Genomic DNA, 19990 nt, shown 5'->3' on the forward strand with positions numbered 1-19990 from the left:
CGTCCGGTCGCGTGCGGTGGCTTCCCCGGACAAGCCGACGAATCCCGTAAAGGACAACCTGTCGGTGTCGGTCAGCGGGTGGGTCAGACCTGCCGGAGAAGCCATTACACATCCTCACAGTCAGCGGTCGAGGATCGCGCGGACCCGGGTGGGGGTCCCGGCGCCGCCCTCCCAGTCCCAGTAGAGGGAGAGGGAGTCGACCAGTCGCAGGCCCGTGCCGGCGCCCAGCGTGGGGAAGGGGTACCAGCCGTCCTCACCGGGTACCGCGCCGTCGTCGGTCACGGCCACCTCGACCTGGAACCCCGTGCGGCGGACACGGAGTTCGGCCGTGCCGCCGGGCCGCCCCGACAGGGTCCACCGGTGGGCGTTGCGCACGAGCGCGACGGAGACCCGGGCCACCCGGCGGGAGACCGTCGAGCCGCTTCGTGCGGCTCGATAGGCCCAGGGCCGGACGTGGGCGTCGTACCATTCCGTGTCGTCCGCGTCCAGTGCCGGGACCAGCAACGCCGATACGTCGGGGTCGGTGACCTTCAGCCGACGGGGGAGTGGCAAGGGCGACCCCGAGCCACGCTGGCGCGGAACGGTACATTGCATTTCGTCTCATTTCGGGGTTTTGGAGGCGTGGCACTTCTGCCTCGGAGGGACGCTCGCGACTTCGACCCCCGAGGCTTTTCACTTGTCGCGAGGGCCTTTTCTTCGCCAACCTTGCCCATGGCTTCGCCCTGTGGTCTACGCTTATCGTCACTCTCGGTAATTTTTTTATAAGCGTCGGTAATCCGAGATAAGGGATCGGAGCGCAGAAGACGTGGCAGGTGACGACCTCAAGATCTCCAGGGCCAGGTTCGGTCGCCTCTTGAGAAAACTGCGTGCTCAGATGGGCCTCACGCAGCAAGAGCTGTCGGCGTCCTCGACGGTCGGGCAGAGCACCATCAGCGATTTGGAGCTTGGTAAAAAGGGGACACAGCGGGACTATGTGGTGCTGCTGGACTCGGCCCTTACCGCGCACGGTGTCCTCATCAGTGCATGGGACGCCTCCTTCTCAGAGGGAGGCACGAGCGCGTATTTCCGCGAAGTGGCCGAATCCGAACAGACCGCCATCGAGATCAGGGAGTACTCCCTCGGCCTGGTGCCGGGCCTCCTCCAGATCGAGGAGTACGCGCGCGGCATCAGCATGCTCGCGCGTCCCCGCGCCGAGCCCGAGAGCATCGACAAGATCGTGGCCGCCCGTAGGCACCGGCAGGAACTCCTGGACCGTGCGTACCCACCTGCGATGACGGTTCTGCTGGACGAGAGCGTGCTGCTGCGCCGGTTCCACGATCCGGGGATCATGGACGCTCAGATTCAGCACCTCGTCAAACAGTCGAAACGTCCTCGCCTGCGGATTCAGATCGTGCCGTTGAACACCGAAGGGCATGCGGGGCTGGGCGGGGCCTTTAAAATCATGGAAGTGCCTGATACCGGTGCTTTTGTGTACGTGGAGAGCCAGGAGACCGGGTTCGTCCTGAAACAACCGGAGGTTGTGGCAAGCTACGAGCGCACGTTCGCGGAGCTGAGGAGCGCTGCGCTGCCGGTACCTGAGTCCCGCGCGAAGATGGAAGAGATTCGAGGCGACATCAGATGATGACCGAAGACTGGAAGAAGTCGTCCTACAGCAACGGGACCGGCGGCGACTGTGTAGAGGTCGCGGGAACGGACACGGGGGCCGCCGTGCGCGACACCCGCAACCGGGAACTCGGGCACCTGGAGTTCACCGCCGGGGAGTGGACCACTCTCCTGAACACCCTCGCCTCCTCCTGACCTTCGACGGGGTCGTCCCCCGCCGGCACTGCGGCGGGGACGACCCCGTCGAAGGCGCCGGGATCAGCGGAACACGGCAGGGTCGCCCCACACGGCGATGCCTCCGCTACTGACCCGCTCGGCCTCCAGTTTCAGATACAACGCCCCCGCCACATCGATGGAGATCTCCTCGACCTCACCTCGGGACAGGGTGTGGCTGAGGACCGGGTCGGAGTCGGCGTACATCCGGAAGGTGACCTCGGCGCCCTCCTCGGAATCGTCGGCCAGGCCGATCGTCGCCTCGAAGGTCGTCCAGTCCTTGCCGAGGTCGTACTCCATGGAGCACAGGGCGCAACTGCCCAGATGCACGGCCTCGGTGTAGGTGTCACCCCCGACCCGGACGGTTCCGGTGTCCTGATGGTGGGTGGAGGAGGTCCTCGAAAGGCCCAGCAGTGACTTCCGCTCCGGGGAAGGGCTCACCGGGGCCGAGACGTCCTCCTGTGGATCGTCCGGGGACGAGGTGACGGCCACCCCCTCCCCGGTGCCCTCCGAGGGGTCGTCGATCTCCGGTGTGGCCGTTTCGGAAGTCCCGGGGTTCCCCGCGCCGTTCCCCGCCGCACCGGTCCGCTCGGCCACACTCTCCTTGAGCAGGTGGGCCACGTGCTGACCCGCTCCTCCCAGGAGGACACCGCCGATGAGGACCACCGTCAACGAGAAGCAGACGGCGGCCCGGGTCCACTCGACCCGCTTGTGCGGCCAGGGGGGCGCCCCCTCCTCCTCGGGAGTGCGTGTCCCGCGCAGTACGAAAACGGTGAAGGTGCCCAGAACGGCGACGATGGCGGTCAAGGACCCGGCCGACCAGGAGAAGAACTCCCAGGAGGCCGCCTCCGTGATGCCACCGCCGATCCACAGCAGCCACGCGGCGAGGCCGAGGACCGCGAGGAGCCAGAGCGACCAGGTGGCCCACAGGAAAAACCGGGTTCTCCACATACGGGAAAGTATGGGGTAGGGGGTTTCGGCGGTGCCAGTGGGTTTCGGAGATCGCCGCGCTGTTTCTTCATAGGGGAGATCTGTCGGTTTCCGCTTCTGGGCTGTTCGTGTTCTTATTCGTTTTCGATACGCATTACGCCCTTTCATTCCTCGGTGTCGGAGTCAGCGGCCGGTCTCGCCGTCGATCCGTTCGCGCAGGATGTCGGCGTGACCCGCGTGGCGGCCCGTCTCCTCGATCATGTGCGCGAGCGCCCAGCGGACACTGGGCGCCGGACGTTCCGGCCGAACCCGGGGCCGGGGGACCGGGGCGCCCAGGTCGTCGCACCCGTCGAGAACCTCGTTCGCGCGCTCGACCGCCTCCCGGTAACGGGCGACGACGTCGGCCACCCCGTCCTCAGGAGCGGCCTGGAACGTCGCCCGCCAGTCGGTGACCTCGTCCCCCAGGAACATCGAGCGTTCCACGAAGGTCAGATGGTGGAGCAGGCCGAGCAGGTTGGTGCCCGACGGAACCCCGGCCGTGCGCACCTGCGGTTCGGGGGCACCCTCGACCTTCGCCGCGATGGAGGCCCGAAGGTAGTCGAGGAACCCGCGCAGGACCTCGGCCTCGCCGCTCCCGGTCCGGGGCGGCGGGGTGTCGCCGCGCCGATGGCGGCGTGAGGCTGTCGGCATGAAGGTCCTCCTTCGTCGTGGTCCGCTTCCGGAACCCGGTCAGGCCGTGCGGCGGACCAGCAGAACATGGTCGATGACCTCGGCGGTGCGCCCGCCCGGCCCGGTCGCGATCCTGCGGGGCGCGTCGGCACGCTCGACCGTCCACGCCGCCGGGTCCAGCGCGATGCCCGCGGCGACCTCCCGCGGGGTGGGGTGGTGGGCGTCGGGATCCCGGTTCCACGACCACGGCGCGGTCGAGCCGTGGTCGACGACCAGCAGCCGTCCGCCCGGGCGCAGGGCGTGCGCGGCCGAGCGCAGGACGGCCGCCCGGTCCAGGTCGAAGGGGGTGTGGAGGTAGTGGGCGCAGACCAGGTCGAACCGGCCCTGCGGGAAGGACGCGCGCAGATCGTGCCGCTCGGCGGTGATCCCCTCCTCCAGTCCGCCCGAGCGTGCGAGGTCGGCGAGCCGTTCGACCGCCACGGCCGAGATGTCGATCGCGGTGACGCGCCACCCCCGCCGGGCGAGCCACAGCGCGTCTCCGCCGGTGCCGCACCCCAGGTCCAGCGCGTCGCCGGGCGGCAGGTCCGTGACGGTCTCGGTGAGACGGGCGTTCGGTCGCGGGTCGGTGGCGGCCGGTCGGGCCGCGTAAAGGTCGTCCCAGAACGCGACCGCGTCGGTGGTGCTCATGGAAGCTCCTTCTGTCGAGGTGCGCTCAGTCTCGCCGGAGCACCGCGGTTCGGCACGAAAACTTGCGGTTCTGGCAAGATGGTCCCGTGGATCGCGAGACGCAGGACGTACTCGACGTGGTGGGCCCCAGGCTGCGCGCGCTGCGCCGCGAGCGCGGCGTCACCCTCGCCGACCTCGCGGAGGCGACCGGGGTCTCGGAGAGCACCCTGTCCCGGCTGGAGAGCGGGCGACGGCGGGCGACATTGGAGTTGCTGCTGCCGCTGGCGCGCACCTACGACGTCCCGCTGGACGACCTCGTCGGCGCCCCGCGCACGGGCGACCCCCGCATCCACCTGAAGCCGATCCGGCGGTTCGGGATGACCTTCGTTCCGCTGTCCAGGCGGCCGGGCGGTACGCAGGCGTTCAAGATGATCATTCCCGGGCGGCCCGAGCCGCTCGAACCGACCCCTCGGACCCACGAGGGCTTCGAGTGGCTGTACGTGCTCAACGGCCGTCTGCGGCTCGTGCTCGGCGAGCACGACCTGACGCTGACGCCCGGTGAGGTGGCCGAGTTCGACACGTCCTCGCCGCACTGGTTGGGCAGCGCCGACGGCGGGGTGGTCGAACTCCTCATCCTCTTCGGCCTGCAAGGGGTGCGCGCGCACGTGCGCGCCGCCCCGGCCTCCACGTCCTCGAACCGCTGACCGGGCCCGGCCGCCCGATGGCCGTTCCCCGCGTCGCCGACCGGGTTCCGGCCGGTGGTCACCCCCGGATCACCGTCGCGATGGCCGGGAACGTGTCCGGGCGGAGGGGGTGGGGCCGCGATCGACGGGACGGCGGGTGAGCCGTCGCCCCCGACGTTCCCGGACCTGCAACGATCAGGCCATGACCTACTCCATGACGCCACGGGACCTCGCCCGCCGCACCTCCGCCGCCGTCGACGCCGCCGTCGAGGCGGGGCGCGACCTCGGCCTCACCGTCACCGACGCCAGGGTGCTCCACGACCTGTTCTCCGTCGTCGTCCACCTCGCGCCCGCACCGGTCGTGGCCCGCGTCCCGACCGTCCTGCCGCCCTGTACGGACCTCGATTCCCTGGCGGACCGCCAGCGGGCCGAGTTGGACGTGACCCGGTGGCTGGCGGATCGCGGGACCCCCGTGATCGAGCCCAGCCCTCTCGTGCCGCCGGAACCCGTTCGGCGCGACCGCTTCTCGATGACGTTCTGGCGGTTCGTCGAGGAGGACCGCGACAAGGAGCCCGACTACGCGGCGAACTCCGAAAGCGTCGCCGACCTGCACGCCGCGATGCGCGGGTACCCGGGTCGGCTGTCGTTCCTGTCCGCGGCCGAGCCGCGGTCCATCACGGAGGGCCTGGTCCTGCTCGAAGGGCACCCCGATCTCATCGGCCCGGCCGACCTGGACCGCGCGCGGCGTGAGTGGCGGGTCCTGGAACCCCTCGTGCGCTCGCGTGCGGCGTTCGAGGAGGCGTTCCCGGGGATCGAACTCCAGCCGGTTCACGGCGACTCCCCACCCGCGAACGTCTTCTCCGGGGTGGACGGGGACCTCTACGCCGACTTCGAGCTGGTCACCCTGGGGCCCGTCGAGTGGGACCTGGCGGCGCTGGGCCCCGACCTGGAATCGGCCTACGACCGAGGCGCGCGGCGCAACGGCATGAGGACGCTGAACGAGGACGTCCTCGGTTTCGTGAACGCCGTGGGGATGCTGCGCGCCATCACCACCCTCGCGCTCGTACCGCAGCTGCCCTCGTTGGTGGAGTACCTGGTGCCGGCCGTCGACCAGTGGCGGGAGATGCCGTTCGCCGGCGGCGTCGCCCACTGAGCCGGGCGGGGGCGTTGCGCCCCGCCCCGGGGTCGGTCACCGGACGCGTCGGTCCGGCTGCCGACCCCGGGGCCCTCGTCGAGACGCGTCAGCCGACGCGGTCGTAGACCAGGCCGACCGTCCCGTGTTCCCCCGCGGTGTGGGAGACCAGCGACCACTTCCCGGTCGGCAGGCCGTCCTCGAAGAGCCGGGGCCCGCCGCCGACGAACTCCGGGAAGATCATCAGCGCCAGCCGGTCGACCCTGTCCGCCGCGAGCAGCGCCCGGATGACGCTCGCGCTGGACAGCACGAGGATGTCCCCGCCCTCCTCCACCTTGAGCCTGTCGACCACATCGGCGGCGGGCGCGTTCTCGACGCGCGTGCGCTCCCACGGTGGCTCGGTGAGGGAGCCGGAGAGCACCACCTTCTCGGCTTCCACCAGCCAGGAGGCGAACCCCCGGTCCCGCGCGTCGGCGGACCCGTCGTCGGCGACGGGCGGCCAGTACCCCATGAACCCCTCGGCGTTGACCCGCCCCAGCAGTGCGGTGGTGGCGGTCCGCCACAGCTCGCTCAGGTGGTCGCGGGCGACGTCGGTGGTGGCGTACGGCATCACCCATCCGAGGTCGTGCGGGCCTGCGGGGCCCGCGTACCTTCCGTCGAGGGTGAGGCTCATGTTGGTGACGACCCTGCGGCCGGTGTGTCCGTTCACGATGGTTCCTCTTCTCGGTCCTGCCGTGGGGAGGCGCCGCCGGTGACGGCGGCGGTGAGCTTGTCGAGCGACTGGTTCCAGCCGATCTCGATGCCGGCGACGAACTCGGCGGAGGCCACGGCGCTGTCGGTGATCCGCAGGCGCACGCCCAGCCCGGTTCCGCCCTCGGTGTCGGAGAGCGTGAACTCGTAGTGGCCCGTGAACGCGGTCCCGCCGTCCGGGAGGAGCGGGGAGAGGCGCAGGACGATCCGCTCCCGCTCGGCGACCTCGTCCACGACGCCCTCGGCACGGCCCACGGTGCCGTCCACACCGGAGGTGTCGGCCGCGTCGCGATAGGCCAACACGGCCCGCCCGCCGGGTCGGGGTTCCAAGGCCACCTCGGTGACGGTCAGGTCGTTCGGCGCCCACCAGCGCGCGAGCAGGTCGGGCTCGGTGAGGTGGCTCCACACGGTCGCCCGCGACGCCCGCAGGACGCGATCGAACACGAAGGTCCGCTCGTCGGCCCAGCGTGCGCGGTCGGCGGCGCGCGTCTCGGCCTCGACGGCGGCGAAGTAGGCCTCGAAGGTCTCCCGGTCGCACCGGTGGGCCTCCGCCGTGTCGGCGAGGCCGGTCAGCAGCGCGGCCAGCTCGCGGAGCGGTTCCGGTTCGAGGGCGTAGACCCGCCGGTTGGCGGATCTCCGGGAGACCACCAGCCCCGCTCGCTCCAGCCGTTGCAGGTGCTTGGTCGCCTGGGGTTGGCGCAGTCCCGCCCGTTCCGCGATCACCCCCACCGACAGCGGTCGCTCCGTCAGCAGGCGGACGATGCGCAAGCGGGCGGCCTCGCCCAGGGCCTCCAGTCGTTCGTGCATGACCTTGATTATTCTCCCAAGCGAATATTCTTGTCAATGAATATAAAGATGTCGATCGTCCACCGTCGGAAGGAGAAGACGGCTCCGAGTCGCCACGTGTACCGAGGGGCGCGACGGGTAGCCGCCCACACGAAGCGCACACGCGCCGTCAAGGCGCAGGGAAGGGAGGAGCGCCCATGGCACACGATGAGCGCGTCGATGGAGCGACCGAGTTCGACGACTACGACCGCGTGGCGATCGTGACCGGTGCCGACAGCGGCATCGGCCGGGCGATCGCCATCCGTCTCGCCCGGATGGGCTTCGCCGTCGGAATCACCTACCACAGCGACGAGGAGGGCATCGCCCGCACCGAGAGCGAGATCCGTGAGACCGGACGCCGGGTGGCCGTGCGCCGGCACGACCTCACCGACCCGCCACGCGGCGCCGAGGCCGTCTCGGCCCTGATCGAGGAACTCGGCGGGGTGGGCGTCCTGGTCAACAACGCGGGGATCGGTTCCGGAGAGCACCTCCTGGAGACCGACTACGAGCGCTGGCGCCAGGTCCTGGCGGTGGACCTGGACGCGCCCTTCCTGTGCTCGAAGATCGCGGCCTCGTACATGCGCGACGCCGGTCGCGGCGGCCGCATCGTCAACATCACCAGCGTGCACGAGGAGTATCCGCGGGTGACCGCCGGCGCCTACTGCGCGGCCAAGGGCGGGCTGAAGCTGCTCACCCGCGTCCTGGCCCTGGAACTGGGCCTGTACGGCATCACCGTGAACGCCGTCGCGCCGGGCGAGATCGCCACGCCCATGACCGGCCAGCACGAGGAGGAACCCGCGCTGGACTCGCGCGCCGGGTACCCGCTGCCCCGACCGGGCCACGCGTACGAGGTGGCGGAGGCCGTTTCGTTCCTGGCCGACCCGAAGGCGTCCTACGTCACCGGGGCCTCGCTGTTCGTCGACGGCGGGCTCTCCTTGATGGGACCCCAGGCCGGAGGCGCGCTCCAGGACGCCACCTGGCGGGCGGGATGACCCACGACCGACGAACGGCCGCCTCCCTCTTCCGGGCCCCCACGGTCCGGTTCCGCCCCACGGCGGGTGCAAGATCCCGATGAACGGGTAGGGCGGCCACCACGGCGCCGTGAGGGGCGGCGCCCGCTATGCGAGGAGGCGAAGGAGAATGGCAACGCTCACCGGTCGCCGGGTCGCGTTCCTGGCCGCAGACGGGGTCGAGCAGGTCGAGTTGGAGCAACCCCGTCGGACCCTGCGCGAGGCCGGGGCCGACACCGAACTGCTGTCCCTCAAGGACGGCGAGATCCAGGCCATGAACGGCGACATCGAACCGGCCGACGTCTTCCGGGTCGACCGCCGGGTGTCGGAGGCCTCGGTCGACGACTACGACTACCTGGTCCTGCCCGGAGGGACCGTCAACCCCGACAACCTGCGCTCCGACTCGGACGCGATCCGGTTCGTCAAGGAGTTCGCGGCGGCCGGCAAGCCCATCGCGGCGATCTGCCACGGACCGTGGGTGCTGGTGGAGGCCGATCTGGTGCGCGGACGCACGGTGACCTCCTACCCGAGCATCCGCACCGACGTGCGCAACGCCGGCGGTCACGTGGTCGAGGCCGAGGTGGTCACCGACGCGGGCATCACCACCAGCCGCAACCCCGGTGACCTGCCCGCGTTCTGCGAACGGATCATCGAGGAACTGACCCGGGCCTGACGGGGCGCCGGAAGACCGGGGGCGGGGCCCGTCCCGGGCTCCGCCCCCGGCGATCGCGTCGGCCGGTCCGGGACATGGACGTCCCGGACTCGGCCATCGGCTCCGGGAACCCGGCCCGCGGACGGACCGGTTCCTTCTGCGAAAACGACACGGTGGCCGCAACCTCCCCGAAGTCAGGGTGTCGCGACCACCGCTGGAACCCGAGCGGAGTTCTCCACGTCGGGCCCGTCGTCGTGCCGTGATCAGTCGGTGTCGGGATGGCGTCGCAGGTGGACGACGGCCGCGATCAGCCCTCCCCACAGCAGGACCATCGAGACGATCATCATGACGATCGCGCTGGTGGACATCAGCGGTCACCCTCCTCGGTGTCAGTGGTCCCGCTCTTGAGGCGTTCGGCGTCCTGGGCGGCCATCCGGTCGGCCCGACGCCAGGGCACCAGCGCGACGATCACGCCGATGACGATGGCGCCGATGGCCACACCCCAACCGGCCGAGAGCAGGAACCCGACCGGGTAACCGCCGTAGTTCTCGGCCAGCTCCGCGCGCAGGCTGTCCCACATCATGAAGCCCAGCAGGATCGGGGTGACCACGCCCAGGGTGATCTTCCACCACGCGCCCAGGCGGATGGAGGAGACGGCGTTGCTGTGCTCCTGGAAGAGCGGCAGGCGGCGCAGCACCCACCCGAACACGATGAGCGTCACCAGGGCGGCCAGGACGATGCCGTACTGGTTGATGAAGTGGTCGAACACGTCCAGGTAGTACAGGCCCTCGTGCGTGGGGAAGACCAGCACGGACACCAGGGCGATCACGCCGCCGACCATCAGGACGGCCTGGAGGCGGCCCAGCCCGACACGGTCCTGCACCGCGGAGACCACGACCTCGACGATGCTGATCAACGAGCTGAGGCCGGCGATCACCAGCGAGGCGAAGAACAGCACGCCGAACACCGACCCGCCGAAGGGCAGGGTGGAGATGATCTGCGGGAAGGCGATGAAGGCCAACCCGATGCCGGAGGTGGCGACCTCGTCCACGGCGCTGCCGGCGGCCGTGGCCATGAACCCCAGGGCCGCGAACACACCGATGCCGGCCAGCAGCTCGAAGGAGCTGTTGGCGAAACCGGCCACCATCGCCGAGCCGGTCAGGTCGGCCTTGCGCTTCAGGTAGGAGGCGTAGGTGACCATGATGCCGAAACCGATGGACAGGGAGAAGAAGATCTGCCCGTAGGCCGCCACCCACACCCCGCCGTCGAGCATGGCGCTCCAGTCGGGGGTGAACAGGGCGTCCAGACCCGTGGTGGCGCCCTCCAGGGTGAGCGCCTGCACCACCATGATGAGGAACAGGACCACCAGCAGCGGGATGAAGATCCGGTTGGCCCTCTCGACGCCCTTGCGGATGCCCAGGGCCAGGATGGCCAGCACCACGACCCACACGGCGATGAGCGGCAGGGCCACGGCGGGTACGTACCCGGTGACCCCGCCCGGGGTCTCGCTCATCTGGAGGTATTCGCCGAAGAAGAACCCGTTGGGGTCGTCCCCCCAGGCCTCGGTGACGGAGAACCAGATGTAGGAGGCGCTCCAGGCGATGATCGCCCCGTAGTAGACGGCGATCACGAAACAGATCGCCACCTGCCACCAGCCGATGGCCTCCGCCGGTCGAGAGATCCGCCGATAGGCCAGCGGGGCCGACGACCGGTACCTGTGACCGATCGAGTACTCCAGGATCAGCAGCGGGATACCGGCGGTCAGCAGGGCCACCAGGTAGGGCACCAGGAACGCCCCGCCGCCGTTGTCATAGGCGATGTAGGGGAATCGCCAGATGTTGCCGAGTCCGACGGCGGATCCGATCGCCGCCATCAGGAAGCCCGCGCGCGTCCCCCACTGCTCGCGAGTCTGTTGGACCATGTTCAGGTCTCCTCATCATGCCGTCGTTGCGCGCCCCGCACGCTAGCAGGAATATGGACGGAACAGCACGTTCCGGAAGCCCGGACCGGCGGTTCGTCTCGCCCCTTCGGGGCCGTGGCGATCAAACGTCCATGGTGTGCCCGAGCCCGCGACGGTCGATGAGGGCGACTTGACCGTGATGTTCAGTGCGCCTTGTCGAACCGTCGGCGCCCGACCGGAGGCGGACCTCGGCGGGGACCGGCGGGCTATCGGTCGCTGCGGTGACGCGGCCGGGGCCGCAGCCGCGCGTTGGGCAGTCCGGGGGCGGGCAGAGCCGCCCCGTCGTCGCCGATGACCGCACCGAAGCGGCGGCCCTCGCCGGGCGCGGTGCGCCCGGCCTCCCAGGCGTCGCGGGCGGCGACGATCTCGTCGTGGTCGCGTCCCACGAAGTTCCACCACATGACGAGGTCCTCGGTGAACGGTTCCCCGCCCAACAGCAGCAGGTGGGCCGGCTCCGCCGACTCCGGTACCGACAGCTCCACCTCCGTGCGCCCCTGCCCCAGGTAGAGCAGGGCCCCGGCCTCCACCCGGTGGCCGAGCAGCGACACGGGCGCGTCCAAGGGCAGCACCCCGTGTTCGAAGTCGGCGTCCAGGGGCAGGCGCACCCGCGCCCCGGGTTCGACGAGCACCTCGGCGCCGACCAGCGGGGTGTGCGCCGTGGCGGCGGAACGGTGTCCGGCCACCTCGCCGACGAGCACCGTGACCCGGGCTCCCGGCACCTCGAACACGGGCAGATCGGCGTGGTGCTCGAAGACGGGCGCACCGTCGCGGGCCCCGTCGGGCAGGGCCACCCACAGTTGGGCTCCGTGCAGCAGGGCGGGCGCGTCGGCGGGGGTGCGCTCGGAGTGCGCGATGCCGTGCCCGGCGCTCATGAGGTTGAGCCGGCCGGGCCGGACCAGCCGGTCGGAGCCGAGGCTGTCGCGGTGGTGGACCGAGCCCCGGACCAGCCAGCTGATCGTTTGCAGGCCGATGTGCGGGTGCGGGGGCACCTGCATGCCCTCGCCGGCCGAGACGTCGTCGGGACCGTAGACGTCGGCGAAGCACCAGGCGCCGATCATGCGCCGGTGCTTGCCGGGGAGGGCGCGGCGGACCGGCATGGCGCGGGGCCCGCCGAGGGGGACCTCGCGGGGCAGGAGGAGTTCGGCGTCGGGGTCGGGGGCGGCGGGTGCGGCCTCTCCGCCGCAGACGCTCTCTTCGACGGGGTGGGTTTCGAGGTTGCTCACATCGCCGACGGTAGTCGAGTCGACGGTGCCGACAGCGGGTGACACGGCGTGCGGCCCCGACGCGGTCCGGTCACCGGCGGGCGCGGATCACCATCGCATGTGGACATGTTCGGCGAACCCGGTCAGGCCGTCCACGGCGATCCCCTCGCCGTCGTCGGTGCGGATCGTGCCGGTGTAGTGGCCGAAGCACTGGCGGGTGTCGTTGACCAGCACCCCCGCGTCGATGCGGTCCAGCCTCCGGTGGAACGGGGTGAACAGCAGGTCCACCCGCTCGGAGGCGGGGGTGCGGATCCACCAGGGCGAGGACTCGTCGTCGGGGTCGTACTCCCACTCCAGTTCCTCACCGATCTTGGTGAGGCGTCCGTCCACGCACAGGGCGTTCTCGGTCAGGCCGGTGCCCTCGGTCCACCTGCCGCCCAGTTGCAGGCCCACGGTCCGGCCGTCGGTCTCCCCGGCGGCGGCCCCCCAGTTCCAGCGGGTGTCGTAGGGCCAGCGGCCCCGGCCGTGGTCGAGGACGCCCCATCCGCCCTCGAAGTCCAGGACGCGACCGCCCAGTCGGACGGTCCCGTGGGCGGGGCGGGCGGTGTGCTTGGAGGTGTACTGGAAGCGGTCCTCGCTCCACGGGATGACGACGCTCATGGTCTCGTGGCCGGCGGGCAGGTCCACGGTCAGGTCGGCGTCGAGCCGGCCCTGCGGGGTGTCGCAGGAGAACCGCATGTGGGTGCCGCCGTCCAGCGGGCGGATCCGGGCGCGGATCGGCCCCAGGGCGGTGACGGGGCCGGCGTCGAGGGTGTCGGGCAGGCGCACCCCGCGGCCGAGCGGGCCGAGCACGGTGCGGCCGGTCTCCACGCCCCCGTACTCCAGGAGGTGGACGGCGGTGACCGACAGGTAGTCGATGTCGGCGACGGTGAGGGCGACCAGGTGGGTGGGGGTGAGCACGCACCAGTACTCCCACTTCTTGCGGCGCCCCCACCCGGCGGGCAGGACGGTGCGGTGCAGGGGCGTGCGGGACCAGCCCACGGCCCCGGAGGCGAGCCGGCCGTCGGGGGCGCACAGGTCGACGGGGGTGGTGATCTCCCGCTCGTGAGTAGGCATGACCGGCAGCATAGGGGGCGTGCCCGCTCACGGGTAAGGGCGAGAGGGCCCGTACCCGCGCATGCTTCCCCGGTCCGAGGGCGATCTGTTCCCCACCCTGCGGTCCGGGGAGGTCGCCCGGAGTGCGCCGGACGACCGTGGCACGGGGCCACACGGGGCCACACGGGGTCGCCGGTTGAGCACCGGCACCCACCCGACCTGAGTACGAGCGCCCATGTGGGGGAGGCCGTGCCCTCGTACGTTCGAGGCCATGACCTTCCTCGTCCTCCTGGCCGGGCTCGCCGCGGCGGCCCTGCACTTCGCGTTCTTCGCCTACGTCGTCCTGGGCGGTTTCACGGCCTGGCGGCACCCCCGCCTGTTCTGGGTGCACCTGGGCGTGGCCGCCTACGCACTGGGCATCGTCACCATCGGCTGGCCCTGCTTTCTGACCGAGATCGAGAACTGGTCGCGTGCCGCCACGGGGCGACCGGTGATGGAGTTCGGGTTCATCGACCACTACCTGACCGGCACCCTGTACCCGCGCGAGCACCTGATGACGTCCCGGTACGTCATCGCGGGCGTCGTCGCCGCCTCGTGGGCGGGCACGTGGTGGCTGTGGCGGCGCCGTGTGGAGGCGGACGCCGGGGAACACCGAAGCGGGATCCGAAGCTGAGCGGTTCCCGCGCGGGGTCACCGGGGGAGCGGCCCGCACGGGGGCGGCGGCCCGATCTCTCCGGCCGTTTCCGAGGATCCCGATGTTTACCCGCGGGGGATCGGGTACTGGCTCTGGTGAGCACTCGCGCTCCTCGCGGGCCAGAGGGGGCGGTCGTCGAGGCCGCGCGGCCCGGGAGGACCCGGCGCGGGTGCGGGGCCGGGCGTTTTCGGGGGATGACGCCCGTGGCCCGGCCGGATCCTCGGCCCCGGGGGGGAGTCGAGGTCCGGCTGTGACGGGAGCCCCCGTGCGACCGAGTGTCGCGCGGGGGCTCCGTCGTGTGCCGTGGCGTCGTCGGTTCCCGGCCGAGTCCGATGGGACGCTGAGAAGCCGGGTGGCCGCGTCGGCCTCAGGTCAGGGCGGCGGGCCGGTCGTCCGGTTCGGTGGGTGTCGCCGCCGGAGGCTCCGGGGTGCCGGGAACGGCGGTCTGGGCGATGAACGCCCCCGCGACGATGACGACCGCGCCCGCGATCTGTACCGGGGTGAGGGCCTCGCCCAGCAGCACCCAGGCCAGCACGATCGCGGTGACGACCTCCAGGTAGGCGACACCGCCGGCGATCTGCGGCGACAGGCGGCGCACGGCGGCGATGCCGGTGAAGTAGGCGATCGCGGTGCACACCAGGCCCAGCCACAGGGCCAGGGCCCACCCGGGCACCGGTAGCGGGCCCAGGTCCATGGACGCGGCGAGCAGGCCCCGGTCCAGATTCCAGGGGCGGGCCAGGGGCAGCAGCAGGACGGTGGCGGTGATGGAGCCGAAGGCGATGACGGCCAGCGGGTCGGCGTCGTCGCCGGTGCGGTCCGACAGCAGGAAGTAGGCGGCCTGACCGGCCGCCGCGCCCAAGGCGAGGGCCACCCCGATGACGTCCAGGCGCATCCCGGCCCACACCTCCAGCAGCAACCCCAGTCCGGCCACGGCCAGGATGACGCCGATCGCGGCGGCGGGGGAGACGCGGGTGCGGCGTACCGTGCGCAGCCACAACAGGACCAGGACGGGGCCGAGGAATTCGATGAGCAGCGCGATCCCGACGGGGATGCGGGCGATCGCGGCGAAGTACAGGGCCTGGACCCCGGCCATGGGGAACACCCCGTAGGCGAGGATGAGCAGGGGCCGGCGGGTCAGGACGCGTCGGTGGCGCACGGCGATGGGCGACAGCAGCAGCGCGGCCCCGGCCAGGCGAAGCCAGGTGACCTGGAGCGGGTCCATGCCCGCGTCGAGCAGGGGGCGGGCGAAGACACCCGCGCCTCCGAAGGCCAGGGCCGAGGCGAGGGCGAAGGCCAGGCCGGAGGGGCGGTGGCGGACGGGTGCTGCGGACACGGGCTCGATTCCCCCGAGGGTGCGCGAAAGGGACGGGATCCCTCCGAGGATAGGTGTCGGTGGTGGGGGCCGCATCGGTTTTCGGGGGCTCCGCGGGGGTCAGCGCAGGGTGGTGAGGTCGAGTTCGGCCCAGGCGACGTCGTGCCAGACGCCGTGCTTGCGGCCGACCTCGTGCATGACGCCGACGTCGGTGAAACCCAGGGATCGGTGCAGGCCGAGGCTGGCGTCGTTGGGCAGGGTCATGCAGGCGATGGCGCGGGTCATGCCGCGTTCGGCCAGGCGGGGTAGGAGCGCGCCGTACAGGGCGCGGCCGGCGCCGGTGCGGCGCACGCCTCGGCGGAGGTAGACGCTGACCTCGCAGGACCACCGGTAGGCGGGGCGGGCGCGGAAGGCGCCGCCGTAGGCGTAGCCGAGGACGTCGCCGGTGGCGTCCTCCAGGACGAGCCAGGCGTGGTCGCGACGGGCGGTGGCGATGCGCTCGGCCATCTCCTCGGTGGTTGGGGGATCCAGTTCGAAGGTGATGGCGGTGTCGGTGACGTAGGGCGCGTAGACGTCGGCGCAGGCGGCGGCGTCGGCCGGGGTGGCGTCACGGACGGTGTGGAGGGTCGGCTTCGCGTTCATATTGAGGATGGTAGACGAATATGTTCACTATGATGAACCCATGAGCGACGACCTCCATGTGGCCCTCGCCACCACCCTCCAGCGTCTGCGCACCGACCGCGGTCTGACCGGCGCCGCCCTGGCCGACCGTTCCGGGGTGTCCCGGGCCATGATCAGCCGCATCGAGAACGGCGACGTCCAGCCCACCGCCTCCCTGCTGGGCCGGCTCTCCGCGGCCCTCGGCATCACCCTGTCGGAACTGATCGCCAGCGCCGAACGCGGAGAGCGCAGGCTCGCCCGGCGCGAGGAACAACCGGTGTGGACCGACCCCGACACCGGGTACACCCGGCGGGCCGTCTCGCCCACCTCCGACGGCCGACTCGAACTCGTGGAGGTGCACCTGCCTCCGGGTGCGCGGGTGTCCTTCCCCGCCGAGGCCTACACCTTCACCCACCACCAGATCTGGGTGATGGAGGGGACGCTGGAGTTCCGCGAGGGGGAGACCGTGCACGTGCTGGACGGGGGCGACTGCCTCCGGTTGGGCCCGGCCGCACCGTGCGAGTTCCACAACCCGGGTGAGAAGGAGTGCCGGTACCTGGTGGCCGTCACCCGTCGTGCCCCCTGACCCCGGGTCGGCCGTCGACGGTCCCGGGCGCGGTCAGCGCGCGGACCAGCCCGGCCCGCCGGTCGGACAGCCAGTCCCGCCGACGATCCCAGCGCGCCCACCCGCCGCCGTGTTCCAGGGCGTCGACGAACCCCGCGTCCCCGGCCGCGACCCGCCCGGCCACGAACACGCGGGCCACGGCCAGGTACTCCTCCACGGTCTCCGGCAGCAGGGCGCGCTCTCGACCGGCCAGCCCGTAGGAGTCGGCGATCAGGCGCAGGCGACGGGCGGTGTCCAGGTCCTCCCAGACCCGCCCGGCGGCGACTTCGGGCGGCAGGGGGGCCCATGTGGTAGGCCAGGGCCGCCACGTCCCAGATCGGGCGGCCGGGGGCGGCCAGGTCGAAGTCGATGAGTGCCGCCGCGCGGCGGTCGCGGAACACGATGTTCTCCACGCACGGGTCGTTGTGGCACAGGACCGGCCCGCCGCGCGGATCCGCGAGGTCGCCCGGCCAGGGCGCGTCGCGGTCGTGCGGAAGGCCGACGGCGGCGTCGTGGTAACGGCGCAGCAGACGGGCCGCTGAGGCCAGGACCTCGTCGCCGGCGACCCAGGAGGGGAACGGGGGCAGTGCCACCTCCCCCTCGACGAAGATCAACTCCTCGCGACCGTCGGGACGCAGGGCCAGAGGGCGCGGCGCGCCGTCGAAGCCGCCGTCGGCCAGGGCTCGCAGGTGGCGGTGCAGGGCGGCGGCCGTCGCGGGGGCGGTGCGGACGACCCGGTCGCCGCGGCGGATGACGGTGTTCATCATGCCGCCGGGCAGGGGGTTTGGGACATCGGTCATCCCCCAGGCTCGCACGATCGGACCGGGGACCCGGCGGCACGTGCGATCCCCGGGCGGGACCGGAGAAGTGGTTCCGGCCTGGGCCGTGCCCGGTGTCCGCTCAGCCGATGGCGCGGGGTGCGCGGGCGATGAGGACCGTCGCCCGGGTGCTCCAGCCCAGAGAGGCGTACAGGTGCCGCCCCTCCGAGGAGGCCACCAGCACCCCCCGGGTCGCACCCGCCCTGCGGGCGTGCTCCGCCAACGCGGACATCACCGCCCCGCCCAACCCCCGGCGCCGGTGTTCGGGCTCGGTGACGATGGCGTCGGCCACGGCGTCGTCGTCACCGACGCCCACCGCGCCGGAGGCCGCCTCGTCCCCCTGCGGGGTCGTGATCCGCACGCGGATCACCGCCCTCGCCTTCCCGACCGTGACACGGTAGGGCCTCGGCGGTTCGATGACCGGGTGATCCTCCAGGTCCACGTCCATGAGCGTCTCGTAGCCCGGGTCGACCATCAGTCCCGCCTCCTTCAACAGCAGCTTCGTCTTGTCGGGCACGGTCGTGGGAACGGTCACCCAGTCCGTGTGCGGCGAGTCGAGCACCCGCGCGGCGACGGCCCGGATCGTGTCGGGTTCCCGGTCGACGTCGAGCAGCACGTACTCGTCGTGGCGGTGTGCGAAGCCGAAGTGCACGCGCAGCGCCCCGTCCTCCTCCACCGGTGGGGAAAGGGAGCGCGCCGTTCCCCAGCCCCGCTGCCATCGGCGGACCAGGTCGGAGAGAGGGACGTCGGACGGGAACGGCATGAGCGTCCTTCCTGGCACGGAGAGCGGACCGAGGGGCCTCGGAGACGGATGTGAACCATGGTGCCCCTTGTCCGTATCCGATCACACTCCCGGAGCGCCCTCGCCGTCACCGCACGCGGGAGGGGACACCGTGGCCAACGGAACACGGGCGGCCTGTGTAACGTCGATGGCACGTCACCGAAACAGCGATGACATCACCGTGCCGCGGCGCCCCGCCCTGGAGGCGCCGGTGCGCCGCCACCGAGAGGACCGCGTCCCGCATGTCCGACGTCCACACCACCGGACTCGCCGACCGTCACCCCGCCCTGCGCGCCGCCTACGAGCAGGTCCTACGACGCGACCCGGAGCAGCCGGAGTTCCGCCAAGCCGTCCTGGAGGTTCTGGAGACGCTCTCCCCGGTACTGGTCCAGCACCCCGAGTACGTCGAGGCCGGCATCCTGGAGCGCCTGTGCGAACCGGAACGCCAGATCGTCTTCCGGGTCCCCTGGCGCGACGACCGAGGCCGTGTCCACGTCAACCGGGGTTTCCGGGTGGAGTTCAACGGCGCGCTGGGCCCCTACAAGGGCGGCCTGCGCTTCCACCCGAGCGTGAACCTGGGCGTCGTCAAGTTCCTCGGTTTCGAGCAGATCTTCAAGAACGCCCTCACCGGCATGAACATCGGCGGGGGCAAGGGCGGCAGCGACTTCGACCCCAAGGGCCGCTCCGACGCCGAGATCGAACGCTTCTGCCAGTCCTTCATGACCGAACTCCACCGTCACCTGGGGGAGCACACCGACGTCCCCGCCGGTGACATCGGGGTCGGCGGGCGCGAGCTCGGCTACCTGTTCGGCCAGTACCGGCGGCTCACCAACCGCTGGGAGGCCGGGGTCCTCACCGGCAAGGGCCTGGAATGGGGAGGATCGCGGGCGCGCACCGAGGCCACCGGGTACGGGGCCGTCATGTTCGCCCAGCGGATGCTCGAACGCCACGGCCGTTCCCTGGAGGGCGCCCGCGTGGTGGTGTCGGGGTCGGGCAACGTCGCCCTGTACGCGGTGGAGAAGGCCCGGGAACTCGGCGCCGTCGTGGTCGCCTGCTCCGATTCGGGCGGGTACGTGGTCGACGACAAGGGCCTGGACCTGAACCTGCTCAAGCAGATCAAGGAGGTCGAGCGGGGCCGCATCGTCGAGTACGCCCGGCGGCACGGCGGTGACGCCCACTACGTGCAGGGCGGCAGCGTGTGGGACGTGCCCTGCGCGGTCGCGATCCCGTCGGCCACCCAGAACGAGCTGGACGCCGACGACGCCCGGACCCTGGTGCGCAACGGCGTGGCGGCGGTCGTGGAGGGCGCGAACATGCCCACCACCCCCGACGCGGTGCGGGTGCTGCGCGAGGCCGACGTGCTGTTCGCCCCGGGCAAGGCCGCCAACGCCGGGGGTGTGGCCACCAGTGTCCTGGAGATGCGTCAGAACGCCCGCCGCGAATCCTGGTCGTTCGAGCACACCGAGGCGGAGCTGGCCCGGATCATGGTCGACGTCCACGACCGCTGCGAGGAGGCCGCCGAACGCCACGGCGCCCCGGGCGACTACGTGCTGGGCGCCAACGCGGCCGGGTTCGAGCGGGTGGCCGACGCCATGCTCGCCCAAGGACTCATCTAGGTCGCCGAACGGTCCCGGTGGGCGTCTCCCCGCGCACCGGGACCACGGCGCCCGCACGGCGAGGGCGGCCGATCATGTCGCCGGTCCCGGGACCGGCGACACCCTGTTGACCGGCC

General features: G+C 71.6%; 23 protein-coding genes and 1 pseudogene. 9 read left to right on the forward strand and 15 right to left on the reverse strand.

Annotation, left to right across the window (positions count from 1 at the left end; genetic code table 11):
• Positions 1 to 120: 120 nt before the first annotated feature.
• The gene (locus tag RM479_RS24035) at positions 121 to 552 is read right to left on the reverse strand and encodes an ATP-binding protein (RefSeq protein WP_274809789.1); all 432 of its coding nucleotides are present in this window, start codon (positions 550 to 552) and stop codon (positions 121 to 123) included.
• Positions 553 to 805: 253 nt separating this feature from the next.
• Between RM479_RS24035 and RM479_RS24040 the strand changes: the two genes are divergently transcribed.
• A complete protein-coding gene (locus RM479_RS24040; RefSeq protein ID WP_311513983.1) occupies positions 806 to 1621 on the forward strand; it encodes a Scr1 family TA system antitoxin-like transcriptional regulator in 816 nt (271 codons plus the stop codon).
• The gene (locus tag RM479_RS24045; protein ID WP_311513984.1) at positions 1618 to 1797 is read left to right on the forward strand and encodes a DUF397 domain-containing protein; all 180 of its coding nucleotides are present in this window, start codon (positions 1618 to 1620) and stop codon (positions 1795 to 1797) included. The genes RM479_RS24040 and RM479_RS24045 overlap by 4 nt, the downstream gene beginning before the upstream one ends.
• 63 nt (positions 1798 to 1860) lie before the next feature.
• On the opposite strand, the gene RM479_RS24050 is transcribed toward RM479_RS24045, so the two are convergent.
• From RM479_RS24050 to RM479_RS24060, 3 genes are all read right to left on the reverse strand, one after another.
• Positions 1861 to 2766: an NPCBM/NEW2 domain-containing protein gene (locus RM479_RS24050; protein ID WP_311513985.1), complete on the reverse strand. Its 906-nt coding sequence runs from the start codon at positions 2764 to 2766 to the stop codon at positions 1861 to 1863.
• 162 nt (positions 2767 to 2928) lie between these two features.
• Positions 2929 to 3435 (reverse strand): DinB family protein, encoded by a 507-nt coding sequence (locus RM479_RS24055; protein ID WP_311513986.1) that lies wholly within the window; start codon positions 3433 to 3435, stop codon positions 2929 to 2931.
• A 39-nt stretch (positions 3436 to 3474) separates the two neighbouring features.
• Complete coding sequence (locus tag RM479_RS24060) at positions 3475 to 4101, reverse strand: class I SAM-dependent methyltransferase (RefSeq protein WP_311513987.1); 627 nt, start codon at positions 4099 to 4101, stop codon at positions 3475 to 3477.
• Positions 4102 to 4187: 86 nt separating this feature from the next.
• Here RM479_RS24060 and RM479_RS24065 point away from each other — a divergent pair, with 86 nt between their 5' ends.
• Entirely contained in the window at positions 4188 to 4784 is a 597-nt protein-coding gene (locus RM479_RS24065) for a helix-turn-helix domain-containing protein (RefSeq protein WP_311513988.1), read from the forward strand.
• A gap of 181 nt (positions 4785 to 4965) precedes the next feature.
• Positions 4966 to 5916, forward strand: a complete 951-nt coding sequence (locus tag RM479_RS24070) for a phosphotransferase family protein (RefSeq protein ID WP_311513989.1) — start codon at positions 4966 to 4968, stop codon at positions 5914 to 5916.
• Between the two features lie 88 nt (positions 5917 to 6004).
• On the opposite strand, the gene RM479_RS24075 is transcribed toward RM479_RS24070, so the two are convergent.
• Together RM479_RS24075 and RM479_RS24080 are read right to left on the reverse strand one after the other, a co-directional pair.
• Positions 6005 to 6604 (reverse strand): dihydrofolate reductase family protein, encoded by a 600-nt coding sequence (locus tag RM479_RS24075; protein WP_311513990.1) that lies wholly within the window; start codon positions 6602 to 6604, stop codon positions 6005 to 6007.
• On the reverse strand, positions 6601 to 7452 hold the full coding sequence (locus RM479_RS24080; RefSeq protein ID WP_311513991.1) for a metalloregulator ArsR/SmtB family transcription factor: 852 nt from the start codon (positions 7450 to 7452) through the stop codon (positions 6601 to 6603). Before RM479_RS24080 ends, RM479_RS24075 begins: the two co-directional genes overlap by 4 nt.
• Positions 7453 to 7628: 176 nt before the next feature.
• Here RM479_RS24080 and RM479_RS24085 point away from each other — a divergent pair, with 176 nt between their 5' ends.
• Both RM479_RS24085 and RM479_RS24090 read left to right on the forward strand, forming a co-directional pair.
• The gene (locus RM479_RS24085) at positions 7629 to 8462 is read left to right on the forward strand and encodes an SDR family oxidoreductase (protein ID WP_311513992.1); all 834 of its coding nucleotides are present in this window, start codon (positions 7629 to 7631) and stop codon (positions 8460 to 8462) included.
• A 148-nt stretch (positions 8463 to 8610) separates the two neighbouring features.
• A complete protein-coding gene (locus tag RM479_RS24090) occupies positions 8611 to 9153 on the forward strand; it encodes a type 1 glutamine amidotransferase domain-containing protein (RefSeq protein WP_274809774.1) in 543 nt (180 codons plus the stop codon).
• 242 nt (positions 9154 to 9395) lie between these two features.
• Here RM479_RS24090 and RM479_RS24095 read toward each other — a convergent pair whose 3' ends face one another.
• From RM479_RS24095 to RM479_RS24110, 4 genes are all read right to left on the reverse strand, one after another.
• Complete coding sequence (locus RM479_RS24095) at positions 9396 to 9500, reverse strand: methionine/alanine import family NSS transporter small subunit (RefSeq protein WP_274809773.1); 105 nt, start codon at positions 9498 to 9500, stop codon at positions 9396 to 9398.
• Positions 9500 to 11053 carry a sodium-dependent transporter gene (locus RM479_RS24100; RefSeq protein ID WP_311513993.1) on the reverse strand — a complete coding sequence of 518 codons (1554 nt, stop codon included), beginning with the start codon at positions 11051 to 11053 and terminating at the stop codon, positions 9500 to 9502. The genes RM479_RS24095 and RM479_RS24100 overlap by 1 nt, the downstream gene beginning before the upstream one ends.
• 245 nt (positions 11054 to 11298) lie before the next feature.
• Positions 11299 to 12315, reverse strand: a complete 1017-nt coding sequence (locus RM479_RS24105; protein WP_311513994.1) for a pirin family protein — start codon at positions 12313 to 12315, stop codon at positions 11299 to 11301.
• Between the two features lie 87 nt (positions 12316 to 12402).
• Positions 12403 to 13410 carry a DUF2804 domain-containing protein gene (locus RM479_RS24110; RefSeq protein ID WP_311513995.1) on the reverse strand — a complete coding sequence of 336 codons (1008 nt, stop codon included), beginning with the start codon at positions 13408 to 13410 and terminating at the stop codon, positions 12403 to 12405.
• A 250-nt stretch (positions 13411 to 13660) separates the two neighbouring features.
• Here RM479_RS24110 and RM479_RS24115 point away from each other — a divergent pair, with 250 nt between their 5' ends.
• Positions 13661 to 14062, forward strand: coding sequence for a DUF2784 domain-containing protein (locus RM479_RS24115; protein WP_311513996.1), 402 nt, complete (start codon positions 13661 to 13663; stop codon positions 14060 to 14062).
• A 388-nt stretch (positions 14063 to 14450) separates the two neighbouring features.
• Here RM479_RS24115 and RM479_RS24120 read toward each other — a convergent pair whose 3' ends face one another.
• On the reverse strand, positions 14451 to 15416 hold the full coding sequence (locus RM479_RS24120) for an EamA family transporter (RefSeq protein ID WP_311513997.1): 966 nt from the start codon (positions 15414 to 15416) through the stop codon (positions 14451 to 14453).
• 99 nt (positions 15417 to 15515) lie between these two features.
• Positions 15516 to 16037: a GNAT family N-acetyltransferase gene (locus RM479_RS24125; RefSeq protein WP_311513998.1), complete on the reverse strand. Its 522-nt coding sequence runs from the start codon at positions 16035 to 16037 to the stop codon at positions 15516 to 15518.
• A 40-nt stretch (positions 16038 to 16077) separates the two neighbouring features.
• Here RM479_RS24125 and RM479_RS24130 point away from each other — a divergent pair, with 40 nt between their 5' ends.
• Positions 16078 to 16641: a helix-turn-helix domain-containing protein gene (locus RM479_RS24130; protein WP_311513999.1), complete on the forward strand. Its 564-nt coding sequence runs from the start codon at positions 16078 to 16080 to the stop codon at positions 16639 to 16641.
• Here the strand turns inward: RM479_RS24130 and RM479_RS24135 are convergent.
• From RM479_RS24135 to RM479_RS24145, 3 genes and pseudogenes are all read right to left on the reverse strand, one after another.
• Positions 16622 to 16837 carry a hypothetical protein gene (locus RM479_RS24135; protein ID WP_311514066.1) on the reverse strand — a complete coding sequence of 72 codons (216 nt, stop codon included), beginning with the start codon at positions 16835 to 16837 and terminating at the stop codon, positions 16622 to 16624. The two genes, RM479_RS24130 and RM479_RS24135, sit on opposite strands and share 20 nt — an antisense overlap.
• Before the next feature lie 145 nt (positions 16838 to 16982).
• Positions 16983 to 17459 (reverse strand): annotated as a pseudogene (locus tag RM479_RS24140) (phosphotransferase); the annotation flags it as partial.
• A 100-nt stretch (positions 17460 to 17559) separates the two neighbouring features.
• Entirely contained in the window at positions 17560 to 18240 is a 681-nt protein-coding gene (locus RM479_RS24145; RefSeq protein WP_311514000.1) for a GNAT family N-acetyltransferase, read from the reverse strand.
• Positions 18241 to 18500: 260 nt separating this feature from the next.
• On the opposite strand from RM479_RS24145, the gene gdhA reads away from it, so the two are divergent.
• Positions 18501 to 19874, forward strand: coding sequence for an NADP-specific glutamate dehydrogenase (gene gdhA, locus RM479_RS24150; protein ID WP_311514001.1), 1374 nt, complete (start codon positions 18501 to 18503; stop codon positions 19872 to 19874).
• Positions 19875 to 19990 lie beyond the last annotated feature (116 nt).

Source organism: Nocardiopsis lambiniae (assembly GCF_031845465.1).
In the GTDB taxonomy this organism is placed as follows: Bacteria; Actinomycetota; Actinomycetes; order Streptosporangiales; family Streptosporangiaceae; genus Nocardiopsis; species Nocardiopsis lambiniae.

Bases quoted from the DNA above. Each gene is read 5' to 3' on its own strand.
- RM479_RS24045 (WP_311513984.1), top strand. From the start codon at position 1,618: ATGATGACCGAAGACTGGAAGAAGTCGTCCTACAGCAACGGGACCGGC.
- RM479_RS24050 (WP_311513985.1), bottom strand. From the start codon at position 2,766: ATGTGGAGAACCCGGTTTTTCCTGTGGGCCACCTGGTCGCTCTGGCTC.
- RM479_RS24055 (WP_311513986.1), bottom strand. From the start codon at position 3,435: ATGCCGACAGCCTCACGCCGCCATCGGCGCGGCGACACCCCGCCGCCC.
- RM479_RS24060 (WP_311513987.1), bottom strand. From the start codon at position 4,101: ATGAGCACCACCGACGCGGTCGCGTTCTGGGACGACCTTTACGCGGCC.
- RM479_RS24070 (WP_311513989.1), top strand. From the start codon at position 4,966: ATGACCTACTCCATGACGCCACGGGACCTCGCCCGCCGCACCTCCGCC.
- RM479_RS24080 (WP_311513991.1), bottom strand. From the start codon at position 7,452: ATGCACGAACGACTGGAGGCCCTGGGCGAGGCCGCCCGCTTGCGCATC.
- RM479_RS24085 (WP_311513992.1), top strand. From the start codon at position 7,629: ATGGCACACGATGAGCGCGTCGATGGAGCGACCGAGTTCGACGACTAC.
- RM479_RS24090 (WP_274809774.1), top strand. From the start codon at position 8,611: ATGGCAACGCTCACCGGTCGCCGGGTCGCGTTCCTGGCCGCAGACGGG.
- RM479_RS24095 (WP_274809773.1), bottom strand. From the start codon at position 9,500: ATGTCCACCAGCGCGATCGTCATGATGATCGTCTCGATGGTCCTGCTG.
- RM479_RS24100 (WP_311513993.1), bottom strand. From the start codon at position 11,053: ATGGTCCAACAGACTCGCGAGCAGTGGGGGACGCGCGCGGGCTTCCTG.
- RM479_RS24110 (WP_311513995.1), bottom strand. From the start codon at position 13,410: ATGCCTACTCACGAGCGGGAGATCACCACCCCCGTCGACCTGTGCGCC.
- RM479_RS24115 (WP_311513996.1), top strand. From the start codon at position 13,661: ATGACCTTCCTCGTCCTCCTGGCCGGGCTCGCCGCGGCGGCCCTGCAC.
- RM479_RS24125 (WP_311513998.1), bottom strand. From the start codon at position 16,037: ATGAACGCGAAGCCGACCCTCCACACCGTCCGTGACGCCACCCCGGCC.
- RM479_RS24130 (WP_311513999.1), top strand. From the start codon at position 16,078: ATGAGCGACGACCTCCATGTGGCCCTCGCCACCACCCTCCAGCGTCTG.
- RM479_RS24145 (WP_311514000.1), bottom strand. From the start codon at position 18,240: ATGCCGTTCCCGTCCGACGTCCCTCTCTCCGACCTGGTCCGCCGATGG.
- gdhA (WP_311514001.1), top strand. From the start codon at position 18,501: ATGTCCGACGTCCACACCACCGGACTCGCCGACCGTCACCCCGCCCTG.